At 33.3% G+C, this 16,977-nt stretch carries 17 protein-coding genes and 1 pseudogene; 12 read left to right on the forward strand and 6 right to left on the reverse strand.

Annotation, left to right across the window (positions count from 1 at the left end; all coding sequences use genetic code 11):
* Positions 1-141 precede the first annotated feature (141 nt).
* The 5 genes from DJ93_RS22095 to DJ93_RS22115 all read left to right on the forward strand — a co-directional run bounded on the left by DJ93_RS22095 (position 142) and on the right by DJ93_RS22115 (position 5,376).
* On the forward strand, positions 142-2,703 hold the full coding sequence (locus DJ93_RS22095) for a glycosyltransferase (RefSeq protein ID WP_042983243.1): 2,562 nt from the start codon (positions 142-144) through the stop codon (positions 2,701-2,703).
* 20 nt (positions 2,704-2,723) lie between these two features.
* Positions 2,724-3,854, forward strand: a complete 1,131-nt coding sequence (locus tag DJ93_RS22100) for an aminotransferase class I/II-fold pyridoxal phosphate-dependent enzyme (protein WP_042983244.1) — start codon at positions 2,724-2,726, stop codon at positions 3,852-3,854.
* The gene (locus DJ93_RS22105) at positions 3,847-4,413 is read left to right on the forward strand and encodes an acyltransferase (RefSeq protein WP_042983245.1); all 567 of its coding nucleotides are present in this window, start codon (positions 3,847-3,849) and stop codon (positions 4,411-4,413) included. Before DJ93_RS22100 ends, DJ93_RS22105 begins: the two co-directional genes overlap by 8 nt.
* A gap of 164 nt (positions 4,414-4,577) precedes the next feature.
* On the forward strand, positions 4,578-4,799 hold the full coding sequence (locus DJ93_RS22110; RefSeq protein WP_042983246.1) for a hypothetical protein: 222 nt from the start codon (positions 4,578-4,580) through the stop codon (positions 4,797-4,799).
* A 130-nt stretch (positions 4,800-4,929) separates the two neighbouring features.
* Entirely contained in the window at positions 4,930-5,376 is a 447-nt protein-coding gene (locus tag DJ93_RS22115; RefSeq protein ID WP_042983247.1) for a DUF6376 family protein, read from the forward strand.
* A gap of 51 nt (positions 5,377-5,427) precedes the next feature.
* Here DJ93_RS22115 and DJ93_RS22120 read toward each other — a convergent pair whose 3' ends face one another.
* The 3 genes and pseudogenes from DJ93_RS22120 to DJ93_RS31085 form a co-directional block, all read right to left on the reverse strand.
* Positions 5,428-5,766 (reverse strand): EamA family transporter, encoded by a 339-nt coding sequence (locus DJ93_RS22120; RefSeq protein ID WP_042983249.1) that lies wholly within the window; start codon positions 5,764-5,766, stop codon positions 5,428-5,430.
* Positions 5,759-6,100 carry an EamA family transporter gene (locus tag DJ93_RS22125; protein ID WP_042983250.1) on the reverse strand — a complete coding sequence of 114 codons (342 nt, stop codon included), beginning with the start codon at positions 6,098-6,100 and terminating at the stop codon, positions 5,759-5,761. The genes DJ93_RS22120 and DJ93_RS22125 overlap by 8 nt, the downstream gene beginning before the upstream one ends.
* Before the next feature lie 234 nt (positions 6,101-6,334).
* Positions 6,335-6,610, reverse strand: a pseudogene (locus tag DJ93_RS31085) (LD-carboxypeptidase); the annotation flags it as partial.
* A 403-nt stretch (positions 6,611-7,013) separates the two neighbouring features.
* Between DJ93_RS31085 and DJ93_RS22130 the strand changes: the two are divergent.
* Positions 7,014-7,982, forward strand: a complete 969-nt coding sequence (locus DJ93_RS22130; RefSeq protein ID WP_042983251.1) for a D-alanyl-D-alanine carboxypeptidase family protein — start codon at positions 7,014-7,016, stop codon at positions 7,980-7,982.
* A gap of 268 nt (positions 7,983-8,250) precedes the next feature.
* Positions 8,251-8,850, forward strand: coding sequence for a nitroreductase family protein (locus tag DJ93_RS22135; RefSeq protein WP_042983253.1), 600 nt, complete (start codon positions 8,251-8,253; stop codon positions 8,848-8,850).
* Positions 8,851-9,010: 160 nt separating this feature from the next.
* On the opposite strand, the gene DJ93_RS33300 is transcribed toward DJ93_RS22135, so the two are convergent.
* On the reverse strand, positions 9,011-9,181 hold the full coding sequence (locus DJ93_RS33300; RefSeq protein WP_080743566.1) for a hypothetical protein: 171 nt from the start codon (positions 9,179-9,181) through the stop codon (positions 9,011-9,013).
* Positions 9,182-9,470: 289 nt separating this feature from the next.
* Here DJ93_RS33300 and DJ93_RS22140 point away from each other — a divergent pair, with 289 nt between their 5' ends.
* On the forward strand, positions 9,471-9,653 hold the full coding sequence (locus DJ93_RS22140; RefSeq protein ID WP_241484308.1) for a phospholipase D-like domain-containing protein: 183 nt from the start codon (positions 9,471-9,473) through the stop codon (positions 9,651-9,653).
* Between the two features lie 513 nt (positions 9,654-10,166).
* Positions 10,167-11,477: an enterotoxin EntFM gene (gene entFM / locus DJ93_RS22145; protein ID WP_042983255.1), complete on the forward strand. Its 1,311-nt coding sequence runs from the start codon at positions 10,167-10,169 to the stop codon at positions 11,475-11,477.
* 90 nt (positions 11,478-11,567) lie between these two features.
* On the opposite strand, the gene DJ93_RS22150 is transcribed toward entFM, so the two are convergent.
* The gene (locus tag DJ93_RS22150) at positions 11,568-12,332 is read right to left on the reverse strand and encodes an alpha/beta fold hydrolase (RefSeq protein WP_042983256.1); all 765 of its coding nucleotides are present in this window, start codon (positions 12,330-12,332) and stop codon (positions 11,568-11,570) included.
* Positions 12,333-12,599: 267 nt separating this feature from the next.
* Here DJ93_RS22150 and DJ93_RS22155 point away from each other — a divergent pair, with 267 nt between their 5' ends.
* The 3 genes from DJ93_RS22155 (at position 12,600) to hitS (ending at position 16,189) form a co-directional block, all read left to right on the forward strand.
* Entirely contained in the window at positions 12,600-14,360 is a 1,761-nt protein-coding gene (locus tag DJ93_RS22155; protein ID WP_042983257.1) for an ABC transporter ATP-binding protein, read from the forward strand.
* 93 nt (positions 14,361-14,453) lie between these two features.
* Positions 14,454-15,131 (forward strand): envelope stress response regulator transcription factor HitR, encoded by a 678-nt coding sequence (gene hitR / locus DJ93_RS22160; RefSeq protein WP_042983258.1) that lies wholly within the window; start codon positions 14,454-14,456, stop codon positions 15,129-15,131.
* Positions 15,128-16,189 (forward strand): envelope stress sensor histidine kinase HitS, encoded by a 1,062-nt coding sequence (hitS, locus tag DJ93_RS22165; protein WP_042983259.1) that lies wholly within the window; start codon positions 15,128-15,130, stop codon positions 16,187-16,189. The genes hitR and hitS overlap by 4 nt, the downstream gene beginning before the upstream one ends.
* Before the next feature lie 47 nt (positions 16,190-16,236).
* Here the strand turns inward: hitS and DJ93_RS22170 are convergent, their stop codons facing one another.
* Positions 16,237-16,827 carry a DUF3139 domain-containing protein gene (locus tag DJ93_RS22170; RefSeq protein ID WP_042983260.1) on the reverse strand — a complete coding sequence of 197 codons (591 nt, stop codon included), beginning with the start codon at positions 16,825-16,827 and terminating at the stop codon, positions 16,237-16,239.
* Positions 16,828-16,977 lie beyond the last annotated feature (150 nt).

Below are 16,977 nucleotides of genomic sequence, written 5' to 3' on the forward strand. Positions count from 1 at the left end.
AAGATATTGTATTTTTTAGGATTAGCATAAAAGCATAAATATCCCATACAGATGTATTAATGTGTTTTTTTATATTGTATATATCCGAGTTTATTTAAATGAGAAATAAATAAATGGAACGAGGAGAAATGGGGGAATAAAATGAGAGATCGTATTGAGAAAGATGAAGAGAATACAAATCTTCTTCCATTGGTAAGTGTATTAATCCCTACTTATAATCGTCCGCTATATTTTGAACAATCATTATGTAGTGTGTTAGAGCAAACATATCCTAATATAGAAGTTATTATTGGGGATGATAGTACAAATAATGAAACGGAGAAAATATTACAAAAATACTTGTCTAACTATCCAAATATCACTTATATAAAAAACAATTCGACTCTTGGACAATTTGAAAATGCAATAATGCTATTCAATAAAGCAAGCGGTGAGTATGTAAATTATTTAATGGATGATGATCTATTTCATATAAATAAAATTGAAAAAATGATGCAATATTATATAAATGATACAACGAATGATATTAAGCTTATTACATCACATCGACAAGTAATTGATACAGATGGTAATCTATTGCCAGATGTTTATTCGACTATGCGTTTATTTGAACAAGATACTATTATGGATGGTGTGCATCTGGGAAATATAGTAATTATGAATCAACGTAATTATATAGGAGAGCCTACAACTGTATTATTTCGTAAAAAAGATTTAGACGACTCTTTTGGTATATTTGATAATCGGAAATATTTATGTAATGTAGATGTTGCTTCGTGGTTATCTTTACTAGCTAAAGGGAAAGCGGTATATATCGCAGAGACACTTAGTTATTTTCGATTACATCCTAATCAACAGTTAAACGAATCTAATAAATTAATAGACGGATTGGAAGATTTTTCACATGGGATTATAGAAGGAGAAAAATATGGATTTTTATCTTTAGAAGAAGAACTAGATACAGCGATTATAAATTTTCTTGCATATGCTAAAAGAATTGTACCGTCACCTGCGGTATATTCATTAGAATATTATCAAAAGATTATGATTAAGAAGTTATACATGGAGAAGAAAAAACAGTTTATTAATATACATTCAAACTTACCAAAGGTTAGTATACTTATTCCTGCCTATAATAGACCCCATTATTTAGAAATAGCTCTCAGAAGCGCCCTCAATCAAACATATGAAAATATTGAGATCATTATTTGTGATGATAGTACAAATAATGAGGTTAAATCTATGCTTCAGCCATATTTAGAAGTATATGAATGTATTACATATGTTAAAAATGATGTTCCGCTAGTCGCTGAAAATTTTAATAAATGTATAGAACTTTCTAAAGGAGACTATTTAAATTTCTTACTAGATGATGATGTATTTCATCATGAAAAGATTGAGAGAATGATGCCATATTTTTTTGGAATAAATGATCTAGCTTTCGTAACTTCATATCGAGAGCTTATAGATGAAAATGGAGAATTGTTGCCACCATCTACATTGAATTTGAAAATTGCTACAGAAACGACAGTCTTTGAAGGAAAAAACTTAGGAAATTATATGTTGAAGAACTTGAAAAATGTAGTTGGAGAACCTACAACAGTTCTATATAGTCGTAAGTTCTTTTATGGGGAATTTGGATGTTTTAAAGGGAAAGCATATTCCGCTATTAATGATATTGCAACATGGCTAGACATGCTGAAAAAAGGAAAAGCGGTTTATATAGAAGAACCTCTCAGTTATTTTAGACAACACAGTGGGCAAAATCAAAAACAAATGAACTTTATCTTAATGACAATTGAGGAATGGATTGAATTAATTGTTGATGCTCGTGAAAGTGGATTTTTAAATTCAGAGCAAGAGTATAAAGAAAGTCTGTCATATTGTTTAGAGAATGCTGGATATATACTAAAGGATGCTGTGAGGAGGGGAGAGCTCAGCCTGATAAAAAATGAGAATATAAAAAAGAAGCTAAATAAGCTAGTTACGCATATATTTAGTGATTATTTCTGCTCCTGTCCATATTGTAATCGAACATTTGATAATTTTTCTCCTTGGCCAGCGCATTACGATTTTCCGAAATATAAATTTGAGATGTGGAATAAAGATACTGGTATTTGTCCGATTTGTAATTCTATGGATCGAGAAAGATTATATCGTACTTACATTGAAACGGAAACAAATTTATTAAGTGAAAATCATAAAATCCTTCATATTGCACCGGAAGCGAGGTTAAGAGAGTGGTTGAACCAGTTTACAAACCTTAGTTATGTATGTGGTGATTTAATACCAAAGGATCAACTGATGGAAGAAGTTGATGTTACAAATATAGTATATGAAAATGAAGCTTTTGATGTTATTATTTGTAGTCATGTTTTGGAACATGTTCCTGAGGATGAAAAAGCAATGAAAGAATTGTATAGAGTATTAAAGCCAGGTGGATGGGGGATTATTCAAGTTCCAATAGTAATGCATATAAATTCGATTATAGAGGGTCCATCTATTGTAACACCACAAATGAGAAAACTAGTTTTTGGTCAAGAAGACCATGTGAGAATATATAATCAAGCTGGATTTATTCAACGCTTAAAGAATGCAGGCTTTTACGTTGAGCTATATAACATAGCTGAAAAATATGGAATAGAGCAAGCTCGGAAATTAGGGTTATCCGAAACTGATATGCTCTATATTGTTAGAAAATGATAGGGAAGGAACAGATAAATATGGGGAATATTCCTTTTTTACGTGCTTCAGTCGTCAACGTTAAAGAATATATGGATGATCTAGAAAAAATTGATATGTCTCGTATATATAGTAATTATGGACCCCTAAATCAGTATTTTGAAGAATCTATTATGTCAAAGTTCTTTCAAGGGAAAGGAGCAGTGACAACAGTAGCAAATGCAACTTTAGGTTTAATGGCTGCTATTCAATTGAAGAAAAAAAAGCGAGGGAAATACGCGCTTATGCCTAGTTTCACGTTCCCTGCAACACCGTTAGCTGCTATTTGGTGCGGTTTGGAACCATATTTTATTGATATATCATTCGAAGATTGGTGTATGGATAAAAGTGTACTCTTTGATACGATTAATGAATTGAAAGAGGAAGTTGCGGTTGTCATTCCATATGCAACGTTTGGCTCTTGGATGGATTTAAATGATTATGAGGAATTAGAGAAAAAAGGAGTTCCGGTTGTAGTAGACGCAGCACCTGGATTTGGATTGATGAAAGAAGGCCGCCATTACGGTCAGGATTTTAGTGGGATGGTAGTCTATAGCTTTCATGCAACGAAACCGTTTGGTATTGGAGAAGGTGGAATGATATATAGCTGCAATGAAGAAGATATAAAACGAATGAAAAGGATGGGGAACTTTGGATTTGATGAGAAACGCGAATGTAATATGATAGGATTCAATTGTAAAATGTCTGAATATGCGGCGGCGATTGGGCTTGCTACTTTAACAAAATGGGATAATAAAGTAAAAGAACGTAATCAGATTGCAAGATGGTATGAACAGCTTTTACAAAAAAAAGGATTGATTAAAAAAGGATGGAAACTTCAGAAGACAGATGCAGTCATTCATCAGTTTATGCCCATCTTATGTCCAGAAGAAATTCATAATACGTATGTATTAGAAATATTGAAAAGACAACAAATTGAAGCAAGATTATATTTCTCGCCATCTTGTCACGAACAAGAGTTTTTTAAAAAATATAAGTCTACAAATTTAATGAAAACAAACACGATAGCAAAACGAATAATGAGTTTGCCTTTATGGGAAGGGATGACAAAAGAATTAGTAGAAGAAATTGTAATGTGCCTAGAGCAGAAGGTGGTGTCTAGAGGTGAATAGTTTTTATAGTCGAATCGAATTAGACCAAATTGGATTTCGGACTGTTGGAAAAGATGTACTTATTAGCAGGAAAGTAAGTATATATAATCCGAGTGCTATGTCAGTTGGCGATCATGTAAGAATTGATGACTTTTGCATTTTAAGTGGCAAAATTCAAATAGGGAATTACGTACATATAGCTGCTTATACAGCGTTATATGGGGGGGAGATTGGGATTGAACTACATGACTTTGCTAACATTTCAGCGAGAACAAATGTATATGCAGCACTTGATGATTTTAGTGGCAATGCGCTGATGGGGCCGACTGTTCCAATCCAATATAGAAATGTGACAGCTGCAAAAGTCATTTTAAAGAAACATGCGATTGTTGGAGCACATTCGATTATTTTCCCAAATGTGATTATAGGCGAAGGAACTGCAGTCGGTGCGATGAGTATGGTAAAAGATAATCTAGAAGATTGGTTTATTTACGTAGGAGTGCCTGTAAGAAAAATCAAACCTCGTGAGAGAAAATTACTAGAGCTGGAAATAGAGTTTTTGAGAAATAATAAAATGTAGCTGGAGCAATAGAATTGCACTTAAAAAGTACAAATCCTTGATATGACAAGATTTGTGCTTTTTATTTTGCGGATGCCTTGCTGTTTTTTTTTATGGGTTTAAAATCTATTCAATAAAGGCAATACTGATCCATAGTAAAGGTATATTTGGAAGGCTGTGATTATATGTTTGAAGAGGATGGTATTGTTTTAATTATGGAACCTGCTGATGAAAGGAACCTCAGGAAATTTATTTTGACGGTACCAAAGTCAGTTTATGAAACAACAGGGATTTCATTAAATTATGGGATGCCTATAGGTGAAGGATACACAGATATTATCGATGACATCATTGGTGTACATATAGAAATAGAGGCTGTAACCGTTATAGGTTACGTAAAAGTCTAGCGGATTTGAGCCAGTATAAAAAGGTAATACAAAGATTGACTAGAATACATAAGGTGAACAAAGAAGTGCTCTTAGAAGGAAATATACCTATTAATGTAAGGAGAATGATTAATTATGGGAGGAGTAGAAAATGAAAATAAACAAATTTTTATTGTTATTTGTAATGGTAATAGGGTTAATGGGGTGTTCAGTCATTGAAGAGGGGAAAAATTCTGTTGATTACGCTCAGAAGGCTACAGATTATGTTAATAAAATAAGTGCGTTTGCGAATGAAGCGCCAGGATTAGCAGAAAAGGCTATTAACGATAGTGCAGCTCGAAAAGAATTAGAGACGAAGCTGGGTGAGATTCAAAAAGATATTCCAGTATTCAATGAATTAACACCACCAGATGTAGCAAAGGATATTCATCAACAAATTGTCGGATACAATGAGAAGTTAAACACATTAATTGATACATCTATGAAAAAGATAGAGGAAGGAAAAATAGATGTAGAACAGTTTAAAAACTCTGAACTTATGCAGACGGTAGAACAAGTTCGTGATTTGAAAGATAAGATTCAAAATTTAGGACAGTAATGAGTATATAAAAAGATCCGTTATTTATAACGGATCTTTTTATACAAACGGTTATTTTATAAAATATACAACAACGCCGATTAAGATAATAATGTTTCCAATGACTTTTCTTTTTGTTATTCTTTCTCCTAAGAAATACCAACCGAAAATTAATATGATGATATAACTTAATGACTCTAATGCAGAGACTTGATTTATTGATAGACCTTTTAAGGCAATAATATTGAGCCCTGCGTTAAGTACGAATAAAGAGTAACCGATAATAACATAAGGATTTACATATTCTTTTAACCTAGAATCATATTGTTGTAAAGTAGCTTTTTTTAATAAAATTTGTGAGTAATTGGCTAAAACGATTCCGAAAATTAACAATAACACATAACTATTCATCTTTTGTCACCACCACAATCCCAACGATAATAATAGCTGCGCCGAGTAAGTTGTTCCACTTTATCGTATCGCCAAACAATAGGACGGACCATAGCATAGACCATAATATGATAATACCCCGGTGCGAATATGCTTTTGATATTTCGAAATGTTTAATGACTTGTTGCCAAAGAATTGCGTATCCAAATAAAAGCACTACAAGTCCAAAATAAGCAACAAAAAATGAGATTGATGCAATGGGAAATTTAGCTGCCCATTTCATGTAAACCATAATGATAGAATATATCAAGAAAGCTACATGTAAAAATGCATAATTTTTAAAATTTGGTTTCATATATTCACTCTCTTTTACATATAAATACATGCATTTGAAATGAATGTATTTAATCCATAGTTTCTTATTGCATAGAATGTACATTGAAAGTATTTTTTCGCTACATATCATGAATTTTTGTTTATTTCTTCACATTCCAAAATATATAGTATCATGTCTTCTATTGTAAAACAATAGAAGAGAATAGGCATCTTTTTTTATAAATGATACCTACTTTCTTCTATTAAAAATGTAATTCTCTTGAAAAGCTTCATAATCGATATAAGGTAATAATGAATTGGAATTCATTCCACCGATTGTTGACATAATACAAGAGATATGAGGATTTCTAATTAATTCATTTAATTCTTCAGCGCGTTATCGAATGTTTCCGGAACGGTAAAAGTCATGCTGGCTCGTTAGTTTTCCTTCTAATATATGAAACCCTTTATTTTGGAGATATTGCTTTGCTCGATTAAACCTTTTCGGAGAAGTGTGCGTGACTGGTGAAGAAGGGGAAGATATGCCGATTGTATCACCTTGTTTTAATGAATGTGGCAGTATCATTACATCAATCCTTTCTATTTATCCCGCTATTTGAGGGCAGTAAGACTCCCACCTCAGAATTCGGTGGAAGCAAAGAAGTAAGGTGGGAGTCGGGCTGCCCGTAAAAGCCCGATTGATGTGGGCTCATAATCAGTGGGGGATGGAAAAAACCACTGATTAAAGTTTCACTTTATATAGCATCTTGAAGGGGAAGCTTTAATCAGATATTTGAAAATTGATATTATGTAATTTTATTTGTAGTATAATATATGCTGAAATAATAGTTATATCAGATGAATATTTATGTTGTTTTACCTTGACGGTATAAAGTGATTGTTGTTATGGTTAAATGTGAATGTATAAAAGGCTTGTTAAAGGAGTTTTAATGATGAAAAGGTTAAGGTGGGCAAGGGTAGCCATACTACTTGTGATTATTTTTGGTATATGTTGGTTCTTTTTCCAAGGAGCTCAAAAGAGTGACACGAATGTTGCAAAAGAGGCGATAGAGGGTCAAATTTTACAAGTGGCAGAGCTACCGAAGACAGGGCTCGCTGAAAAGGTAGTACCACAAAAGTATATACCACCAGAAATTGACGCAAAAGCTGCGATCATTATTGATGCGAGTAATGGAGAATTTATTTATCAACATAATGAGAATGAAACCTTTGCGCCAGCAAGTATGTCAAAAATGATGACGGCATATCTTCTTTTAGAAAGTATACATAATGGAAAAATCCGCTGGGAAGACCCAGTGAAAATAAGTGTAAAATCAGCTCAAACTGAAGGTGCGAGAATTCCAGTGCAAGCGAATGATACATTAACAGTGAAAGATTTATTCCACGCTTTAATGATTCAATCCGCTAATAATTCGGCAGTTGCTTTAGCAGAACATTTAGCAAAAACAGAGGAAAACTTTGTTCAACTGATGAACCAAAAGGCGAAGCAAATAGAACTTTCAAATGAGACGAAATTTGCAAATGCATCTGGTCTACAACAACCAGACGGAAGTGAAACAAAGATGCCTGCGGCTGATGTAGCGAAATTAGCATATCATCTTATTCAAGATTATCCAGAAATATTAGAAGTGACACATTTACGTCAAAGTCAGCTAGCATTTAATAATATAAGTGTTACAAGTACAAATGAGATGTTAAATGCAGCAAATAAGGGACTTTATATAGAAGGTATGGACGGACTGAAAACAGGATTTACAGATAGCGCAGGGTATTGTTTTACAGGAACCGCCAAACAAGGGGATAAGCGAATTATCACAGTTGTTATGGGAACGAAAAGTAAAACGAAACGCTTTACAGAAACACATAAGCTAATGTCTTATGGATTCCAAATGGTTAGTTAAGTAAGTGTAGTGAAGTAATAATGTAAGACGTTATATAAAAAGAACAGCTTATTTGAAACTCAATTTGAGTGGAGATAAGCTGTTTTTTATTTTAAAGGTATATAAAAGTACGAAAAGTGAAAAATGAAACAGTGGGAGTGTTATCATTTGAAATTGTATTTGTTTGTAGATACAATAAAGTTATAAACTTATTATAAATAAGTTGAGGGGCAGAATATACCATATATACATATTACAAAGCCTCAAATAAAAATTGGAGGGAATTATTATGGCAAAAGATTTTTACTCAGCAATTGAAGACAGAAGATCAATTTATGCAATTAGTAAAGAGCAAGTGGTTTCTGATGAGAAAATTCAAGAAGTGATTTATCATGCTGTAAAATATACACCTTCATCTTTTAATTCTCAAAGTGCACGAGTTGTTGTTTTATTAGGTGAACAACACGATAAACTATGGGATATTACGAAAGAAACATTGCGAAAAATTGTACCAGAAAATAATTTTGGACCAACTGAAGAGAAAATGAATGCATTTAAAAGTGGATATGGAACAGTTTTGTATTTTGAAGATAGTAAAGTAGTAGAAGATCTTCAGGAAAAATTTGCACTATATAAAGAGAATTTCCCGACTTGGTCTCAGCAATCATCAGGAATGTTACAGTTTGCGATTTGGACAGCGTTAGAAATTGAAGGGTTTGGAGCTACACTACAGCACTATAATCCGCTAATTGATGATGAAGTAAGAAAAGAATGGGACATTTCAGAAAGCTGGAAGTTGATTGCCCAAATGCCATTTGGTAAGCCAGTAGTACAAGCAGGAGAAAAAGAGTTCCAGCCATTAGAAACTCGCGTGAAAATATATAAATAATATAACAAAAAGGATTACTATAATTAGTAATCCTTTTTTTGTATTCACTTAGATATTCTTAATAGTTCTTCTAAGCAAATGTGCGTAATTGTGGGGCAAGGTTTCATTAGAGAATAGAACAGTGCGTGCAGTTTAAACTAATTCCTGTTTTTATACGCTATTATAATCGGTATGGATCTATTTGCTGAAGATTCTGTATCTGTTCTTTTAACTTAGTTTTTTTAGTTTCAAATATCGTCACTTTATTAAAGGTTATAAAGGATAGTAATTGAATGAATACAAGATATAACTCAATATTTTTATGTAAATGGTTGTCAATGATTTGCGCCATGAATGATAATCCTCCTAACATATAAGTCTGTGATAGATATTTTATCAATGTAATTCTAAAAATTCCAATGTTTTCATTTGAAAAATCTTTAAATAGTCGGCGATATTTTTTCCGATAAGGAAAAGCGTTACGATAATAAATAAAACTCGAACGTAAGAGACCCCTTTTTTATAGCAAACCTAGAGCCTACGAAAGCCCCAAGAATCATTGCGAATCTCATCGGAAAACAAGTTATGTTGATAATATTGGGAATCATAAATGGTTTATTTTATCAATCGATGGAAAAGAAATGGTATATGGTCATTCCGTAGAGCAAAAAGGAAATGCTTTCTATACAGATGATCCAGTCCATGTTTATTTACTAGAAAATTATATATGGCATGATATATTAGTAAATCGTTTAGTAAAGGATAATGAAGAAAATATAGATACTTGGATTGAGCTAGAACGAGACAAATTTTTTTCAATATGAAAGGATTTAATCAGTGGATAGGGGATTTTTGTTGATTAAATCCTTTATCAATTGAGATTATATAACTCGTCCGCCATCTACCTAAATATGAACGCTATGAAAAAATAGAATAAATATAATTTTTTAGAATACTATATAGTTGATAAATGTCTCGATTTTTGTAATGATAAGAGGGTGACTCATGAAAATGCTTTTTTATTTAAACCCATTTTGTTCTCGCTTAAGATGTGGAGAAGTTGAGATTTCGAATAGTATACCTATTTTGAAAAAATAATTTCTTTTGTGATACATAAGAAAAGTGAAAAAAATGTTGCGGAAACAATGTGTTTAATGATAAAGTTCACATGAAGTTCACACGAAATTCACTTCGTTCATTTAAAATAGACGACGTGTGAAAAATAAAACTCTTGTTAAAAAGTGGAACTTAATGAATATTTTACTTTAATAATATTGTAAAGTATTAAGTTTGTGTTTTTTTAAGAGGATAGTAGGGAAAGGAAGTAAAGACAACTTATGAAAAAAGTAATCGCAGGTTTAGCAGCAGCTTCTGTAGCTGGTGTAGCAGTTCCTGGAATGGATTCTGCTCATGCACAAGTGTCAAATGATGCGCTAAAAGAAATCAATGGACAAACTCAAACTCAAAATCAAACAACTGTAACTGAAACTGAAACGAAAGCAGTAGAAACAACTTCTGAACTAAAATACACGGTAACAGCTGATGTATTAAACGTTCGTTCAGGTGCTGGCACAGGACATAACGTTATTTCTAAAGTAAAAGAAGGTCAAGTGCTACAAGTAATCGGTCAAGAAAATGGCTGGTTCAAAGTGAGTGTAAATGGTCAAACAGGTTATGTAAGTGGTGACTTCGTAACAACTGGTGGCAAAAAGGACACTGCTGTTCAACAAGGAACAGGTACTTATACTGTAAACGTTTCTTCACTTAACGTACGTACAGGTCCTAGCGCGTCTCACACTATTTTAGGTTCTGTAAACAAAGGGAAAACTGTACAAGTTGTAGGTGAAGTACAAGATTGGTTTAAAATCAACTTCAATGGTGGAACTGGATACGTTAGCAAAGACTTCGTAACAAAAGGCGGTTCAGCTGTATCTAATGAAACACAACAACCTACTAATAACAACAACACTACAGTTCAAACTGGTGGATCATATGTTGTTAACACAGGTGCTTTAAAAGTACGTACAGGTCCAGCTACATACAACCCTGTAATTGGTGGGGTAACAAACGGTAAAGTATTAAACGTTATTGGCGCAGAAAATGGTTGGTACAAAATTAACCATAATGGTCGCACAGGTTATGTAAGCGCTGATTATGTTAAGTTTGTAAAAGGCGGAGTGAACAATGTAGTTACTGGTGGTAACGAAGGTACTAATAACGAAGGTACTAATAACCAAGGTACTAATAATCAAGTACAAAAACCAACAGCGCCAACAGGTGGAGATACATCTTCAATCGCTGGATTCGCTAGATCTTTAAATGGTTCAAAATATGTATTTGGTGGTCAAACTACTGCTGGTTTCGACTGCAGTGGATTCATTCACTACGTATTAAATCAAACTGGTCATTCAGGCGCTCGTCAAACAGTTGCTGGATACTGGAGCTCTAAAACAAAAACTAGCAATCCACAACCAGGTGATTTAGTATACTTCTCTAACACTTATAAATCAGGTCTTTCTCACATGGGTGTTTACTTAGGAAACGGTCAGTTCATTAGTGCAGAGAATGAAAGTGTTGGTGTAAGAATTAGTTCAATTAATAACTCTTACTGGGCTAAACACTTAACAGGTTACACAAAAGCATACTAAGAAAAAGTAGTTTATAAACTACTTTTCGTATAGAGAAAAGGCTTTCCAGGGAAACTTGGGAAGCCTTTTTCACAGTTGTACAAAAAAGTATTATTTCAATTTTCCATGCAAAAATTGTGCATACAAATCATGAAAATAATTAGGGCGAAATAGATTTGCTGCATGTCCAGCTAAAGGGATTTCTTTATATAAAACGTTAGGAAGAATAGATTTTAAATCAAATAGACAAGATTTATAGAGATGATCATGTTCCCCCATTACCCATAAAATAGGGTGTGAGAGTTCTTTTAATTTAGATTTCAAATCGAATTCTAGACGATGTTTGAGCGATTCTACAATAATAGATGAGTGTAATTGTAATCCGAAACGATAATAAATATTTTTTGAAATAACGGCAAACGGGTTAGCTTTTAGTATACCGCTTGGAAAAATAGTATTAGCATACTGAGAAAGCCAAGTCGAATATTCGTCTCCTCGCTTTTCCCAAAAATTTTGAAACACGCTGTATAATCGGGAAGGATTATTATAATGACCGCCAATATGGCAAATACTTAATACCTTTTCAGGATATGTATGTGCAAATATAGTGGCGATATAACACCCATAGCTTAGAGCGCAAATATGTGCTTCTTCGATTCCTTCTTTTTCGTATAGGTCCAATAATTGTTCTACAAGTCGATTTAAAGAAAAGTCAATTGCTTGTCCTTTATCCTCACCGTGACCTAGTAAATCATAAGTTATAATATTATACGAAGAGGAAAAGCGTTTGTATTCTTTTTTGAAGGCACGACGATTTCCAACTAATCCATGAATAAAAATAATGGTTTTCTTTTCTGTATGCTTGTTAGTTTGCAAAAAAGGATACCCCTTTCAATTAATGGGAATTTGTAAGCTGACTTATATATTTTCAATGTGTACACATTAATTTTCATAGGTTAATAAAAAATATTTAATAAGTACCAGGTAATAATATCAGATGTTTATATCTGTTGTAAAGATGAGCCTTTATGTATTTTTTTACAAAACGAAAATACGATATGAATGTTTACATTCAGTTTACATTCATATCGTATTCTAGTTTTAGAAATAGCCGTTTGATTTGAAGTAAGGAGATGAACAAAAATGGAAGTTAGAAATATAGAAAAGAAAAAGGGGAATTGGAGGCAATTTTTACGTCTTATTCAAGACACGAATCCTCCGAAAGGTATTCTTGTTTTTGCATTAATAATGAGTTTGTTTTCAACGGGAGCGAGTTTGTTTATTCCAATGTTAACAAAAGGGTTAGTGGATAATTTTTCACTGTCTTCAATAAGTACGGGGCAAATTGTTGGGTTAGTTGTATTCTTTGTTGTTCAAACAATTGCAGCAGGATTATCGATTTATTTACTCAATTACATTGGACAAAAAATTGTAGCGGGACTTAGGGAAAGATTATGGGGAAAGGTGCTTATTTTACCGGTTTCTTATTATGATCAAAATAGAACAGGCGATACAATTAGTCGTATGACAAATGATACAGGTGTTGTTAAAACTTTGATTTCAGAGCATTTGTCAAACTTGCTAACAGGTGGTATTTCTATTGTTGGATCGTTAATTGTATTATTTGTTTTAGATTGGAAAATGACAGTTCTATTGTTAACGGTTATTCCGTTATCTGTTTTGATTTTAGTTCCGCTCGGAAGGAAAATGTATAAAATTTCAAAAACACTTCAAGATGAAACAGCTTCCTTTACGAGTGTGTTAACGCAAGTGTTATCAGAAATCCGTTTAGTGAAATCTTCAAATACAGAAACGAGAGAATATGAAAATGGCAATAAAGGTATTCAAAAGTTACTACAGTTTGGTTTGAAAGAAGGAAAAGTGCAAGCATTAATTTCACCAGTTATGTCATTTGTTTTAATGGCGTTACTTGTTATTATCGTAGGATATGGTGGAATGCGTGTTTCTAGTGGAGCATTGACGACAGGAGAGCTTGTGGCGTTTATTTTATATTTAGTACAAATTATAATGCCGATGAGTCAGCTATCTATGTTCTTTACGCAGTTTCAGAAGGCAATTGGTGCAACGGAACGAATTAATACAATCTTGGAATATGAAGTAGAAGATCATGTGACAGGTGTGAAGGTAAAGAATGCGAAACAACCGATTGTAATTGAAAATGTAGATTTTGAATATAACGAGGAAGAAAAGATATTAAAGAATATTGACTTCACGATTGAGTCAGGAAAAGTGACGGCAATTGTAGGGCCGAGTGGTAGTGGTAAAACAACATTATTCTCATTATTAGAAAGGTTTTATGAACCAACTAGTGGTGTAATCAAGTTAGGGGAAGAACCGATTTCAACATATTCCTTACAGTCATGGCGACGTCAAATTGGATACGTTTCACAAGACAGTCCGTTAATTGATGGTACAATTCGAGATAATATTTGCTACGGTGTTGAAGGAGAAGTAATTGACGAAGAAATTGAAAGAGTAGCAGCAATGGCATATGTTGATGCGTTTATTCATGACTTACCAAGCGGATATGCAACGGAAGTTGGGGAGCGTGGTGTGAAGCTATCTGGAGGACAAAGACAGAGAATTGCAATTGCTCGTGCTTTACTTCGAAATCCGCAAATTCTTATGTTAGATGAAGCAACTTCAAGCCTTGATAGTAAATCGGAATCGGTGGTTCAAAAAGCATTAAATAATTTAATGAAAGGTAGAACGACTTTAGTTATCGCGCATAGACTTTCAACTGTTGTAGATGCAGACAAAATTATTTTTATTGAAAAAGGGAATCTTACAGGAAGTGGATCACACGATGAACTGTTACGCTCTCATGATATGTACCGAGAATTTGCGACACAGCAGTTGAAAATTAAAGAGGGCGCACTATAGAATGAAAATGATTAGTGGAGGGTGTAGTACTTCACTGATTGTTGATTTTAGAGAGTGATAAAAAGTATGTTAAGCAGAAAGGAGATGATTCCTTTGATACCTAAAATTTTAATTGTAGATGATGACCCGCATATTAGAGAACTTGTTTCTGTATTTTTAGAACGAGAAGGGTTTCAAACGTATGAGGCGGTTGATGGAGTTGATGCTCTTCGCAAAATAGAAGAAGTGAAAGTTGATATGGCAATCCTTGATATTATGATGCCGAATATGGATGGATTTGATTTATGTTATGAATTAAGAAAATACTATGATATCCCGATTCTTATGCTGACTGCTAAAGGGGAAACATCTCAAAAAGTAAAAGGTTTTCACCTCGGGACAGATGATTATCTTGTAAAACCTTTTGATCCTTTAGAATTAGTTGTGCGAGTTAAGGCATTATTGAAACGTTACCAAATTACAGTTTCGCAATCTATTCAAGTTGGAAACGTATTGTTAAATCGTAAAACGTTTGAAGTTACAGTTGGAGAACGAACGGTGCCGCTGCCGCTAAAAGAATTTGAATTACTCTTTACATTAGGATCTAAAGCTGGAAGAACTTGTTCAAGAGAGCAATTAATTGAAGATGTATGGGGATATGATTTTGAAGGAAATGAACGCACACTAGACGTTCATATTAATCGTTTGCGCGAAAAGTTTCAAGAAGAACGATCGAAGTTTAGTATTAAAACGATTAGAGGCTTAGGGTATCGCCTAGAGGTAAGTAAATGAGAAAAAGAGAACGAATGAGTAAGAGTAAGATTTTGAAAGTAATAGGAGCAATAATTGCTCTCTTTTCTTTTCTCACTATAATTTGGTCTATAGCATTTTTTGTAGCGTCTAGTGTAATAAAAGCTCTTGAAATAAAAGTATCGCCTTTTGTTACGTTTCTAATTAGTGATATGGTTGGTTTTTTATTTATTGTTCTTATTTGGATATTAATAGGAGTTTTAATGAGGCCAAGGCGAGAAGCAATGATTAGGACTATAATTGAACCGATACAAAAAATTGCAAAAGGCGATTTCTCCGTAAAAATAAGGAATGAGGAACAGTATGATGGAGAAATTGGTGTACTTGTAAAAAGTATTAATGATATGACAGATGAGCTTAATGCAATGGAGAGAATGAGGCAAGATTTTGTATCAAATGTTTCTCATGAAATACAGTCACCATTAACGTCTATAAAAGGGTTTGCTCGAGCGTTACAAGAAGATACGCTTTCAGATGAAAAAAGGAAGCACTATCTCACGATCATTGAAACCGAAACAACAAGATTATCGAAGCTAAGTCAAAATTTATTGAAGTTAACGCTTTTAGAGTCGGAAGAGTATTCACCGGTGAGGGAGACGTATAGGTTAGATCAACAATTGAAACGAATTGTATTAAATAGCGAGCCACTTTGGAGTGAAAAGGAACTTGAGTTAGAACTTGAGTTGGATAAGGTGTTTATTACCGCAGATCAAGAAAGTATGAACCAAGTGTGGATTAATTTAATTCATAATAGTATTAAATTCACTCCAAATGGTGGAGCAATTACAGTTATATTAAAGCAAAATGATGAGCGAGCAGAAGTGCGAATTTGTGATACTGGTATCGGTATTTCGCAAGAACAAAAACAGCATATATTCGAACGTTTTTACAAAGCTGATTCTTCGCGGAATCGTACCCATGGAGGGAGTGGCTTAGGGCTAGCCATTGTAAAAAAAGTAATTGATCTTCATAAAGGGGAAATAAAGGTAGAGAGTGCGGAAGGGAAGGGGGCAGCATTTATTGTGCGTATCCCGATTTAAGACGGCGGGAGATAGCAAATGGGGGACAAAATGTCTTCCCCTTTTAATTATTCTTTAAAAGTGCCTTTACCATTTTTGCAACTGTATTGATAAGCTTTTCCTTCATTATTCATACGGTATACGTAATGGGATTCTTTATCTTTCTCAAAATCTACGAAAGCTCCTGCACCATTTTTATCATCATCTACATCAATAAATTGAATGTATCGTATAGAATAATCTTTTTTCTCACTCAATCCTCTTTCTTTTAAGTTTTCATGAATGCCATCTACTAATTGGTCGAAAAGCGCCCAATTTAAATTAAGATTTTCAAATGATTCAGTGTGTTTCCCTAAAATACTAGTGTCTTGTATTATTATTTTATTTTCATCGTATTTATAAAAGTATGTAAAATATGGTTCATCTTTAAACACTACCTTTGTATAATAGCTGGTATTATAAAGCGGAGTATATTCTCCAGTTATACTTTGTATATCTTCTTGTTTATAATTTTTTGTGTTTTGGAGGTAATCGGCCGTGTCTTTTTCTATTGCCTTATAATTTAGAGGGTTACCATATGAAAGATATATCCCCAATAATATTATGCATAGTCCGATTACAATAAGTGATAAGAACCATTTTCTTTTTTTCATACTCATACACTCTCCTATGAAGAATCTCCCTTTATTTTACCGTAGTAATGATATATGCGGGAGTTTTTTATTGTGAATTTTCTATAGTTACTTATAAGTAACCTAGGCACATGAAAGTGCATCATTGCGTTTTTATATAAATATAGATACACTTTT

The organism is Bacillus clarus (genome assembly GCF_000746925.1).
In the GTDB taxonomy this organism is placed as follows: Bacteria; Bacillota; Bacilli; order Bacillales; family Bacillaceae_G; genus Bacillus_A; species Bacillus_A clarus.

What these genes read in the sequence shown, in the direction of transcription:
- DJ93_RS22095 (WP_042983243.1), top strand. Translation starts at nt 142, where the DNA reads ATGAGAGATCGTATTGAGAAAGATGAAGAGAATACAAATCTTCTTCCA.
- DJ93_RS22100 (WP_042983244.1), top strand. Translation starts at nt 2,724, where the DNA reads ATGGGGAATATTCCTTTTTTACGTGCTTCAGTCGTCAACGTTAAAGAA.
- DJ93_RS22110 (WP_042983246.1), top strand. Translation starts at nt 4,578, where the DNA reads ATGTTTGAAGAGGATGGTATTGTTTTAATTATGGAACCTGCTGATGAA.
- DJ93_RS22115 (WP_042983247.1), top strand. Translation starts at nt 4,930, where the DNA reads ATGAAAATAAACAAATTTTTATTGTTATTTGTAATGGTAATAGGGTTA.
- DJ93_RS22120 (WP_042983249.1), bottom strand. Translation starts at nt 5,766, where the DNA reads ATGAATAGTTATGTGTTATTGTTAATTTTCGGAATCGTTTTAGCCAAT.
- DJ93_RS22125 (WP_042983250.1), bottom strand. Translation starts at nt 6,100, where the DNA reads ATGAAACCAAATTTTAAAAATTATGCATTTTTACATGTAGCTTTCTTG.
- DJ93_RS22130 (WP_042983251.1), top strand. Translation starts at nt 7,014, where the DNA reads ATGAAAAGGTTAAGGTGGGCAAGGGTAGCCATACTACTTGTGATTATT.
- DJ93_RS22135 (WP_042983253.1), top strand. Translation starts at nt 8,251, where the DNA reads ATGGCAAAAGATTTTTACTCAGCAATTGAAGACAGAAGATCAATTTAT.
- DJ93_RS33300 (WP_080743566.1), bottom strand. Translation starts at nt 9,181, where the DNA reads ATGGCGCAAATCATTGACAACCATTTACATAAAAATATTGAGTTATAT.
- DJ93_RS22140 (WP_241484308.1), top strand. Translation starts at nt 9,471, where the DNA reads ATGGTATATGGTCATTCCGTAGAGCAAAAAGGAAATGCTTTCTATACA.
- entFM (WP_042983255.1), top strand. Translation starts at nt 10,167, where the DNA reads ATGAAAAAAGTAATCGCAGGTTTAGCAGCAGCTTCTGTAGCTGGTGTA.
- DJ93_RS22155 (WP_042983257.1), top strand. Translation starts at nt 12,600, where the DNA reads ATGGAAGTTAGAAATATAGAAAAGAAAAAGGGGAATTGGAGGCAATTT.
- hitS (WP_042983259.1), top strand. Translation starts at nt 15,128, where the DNA reads ATGAGAAAAAGAGAACGAATGAGTAAGAGTAAGATTTTGAAAGTAATA.
- DJ93_RS22170 (WP_042983260.1), bottom strand. Translation starts at nt 16,827, where the DNA reads ATGAGTATGAAAAAAAGAAAATGGTTCTTATCACTTATTGTAATCGGA.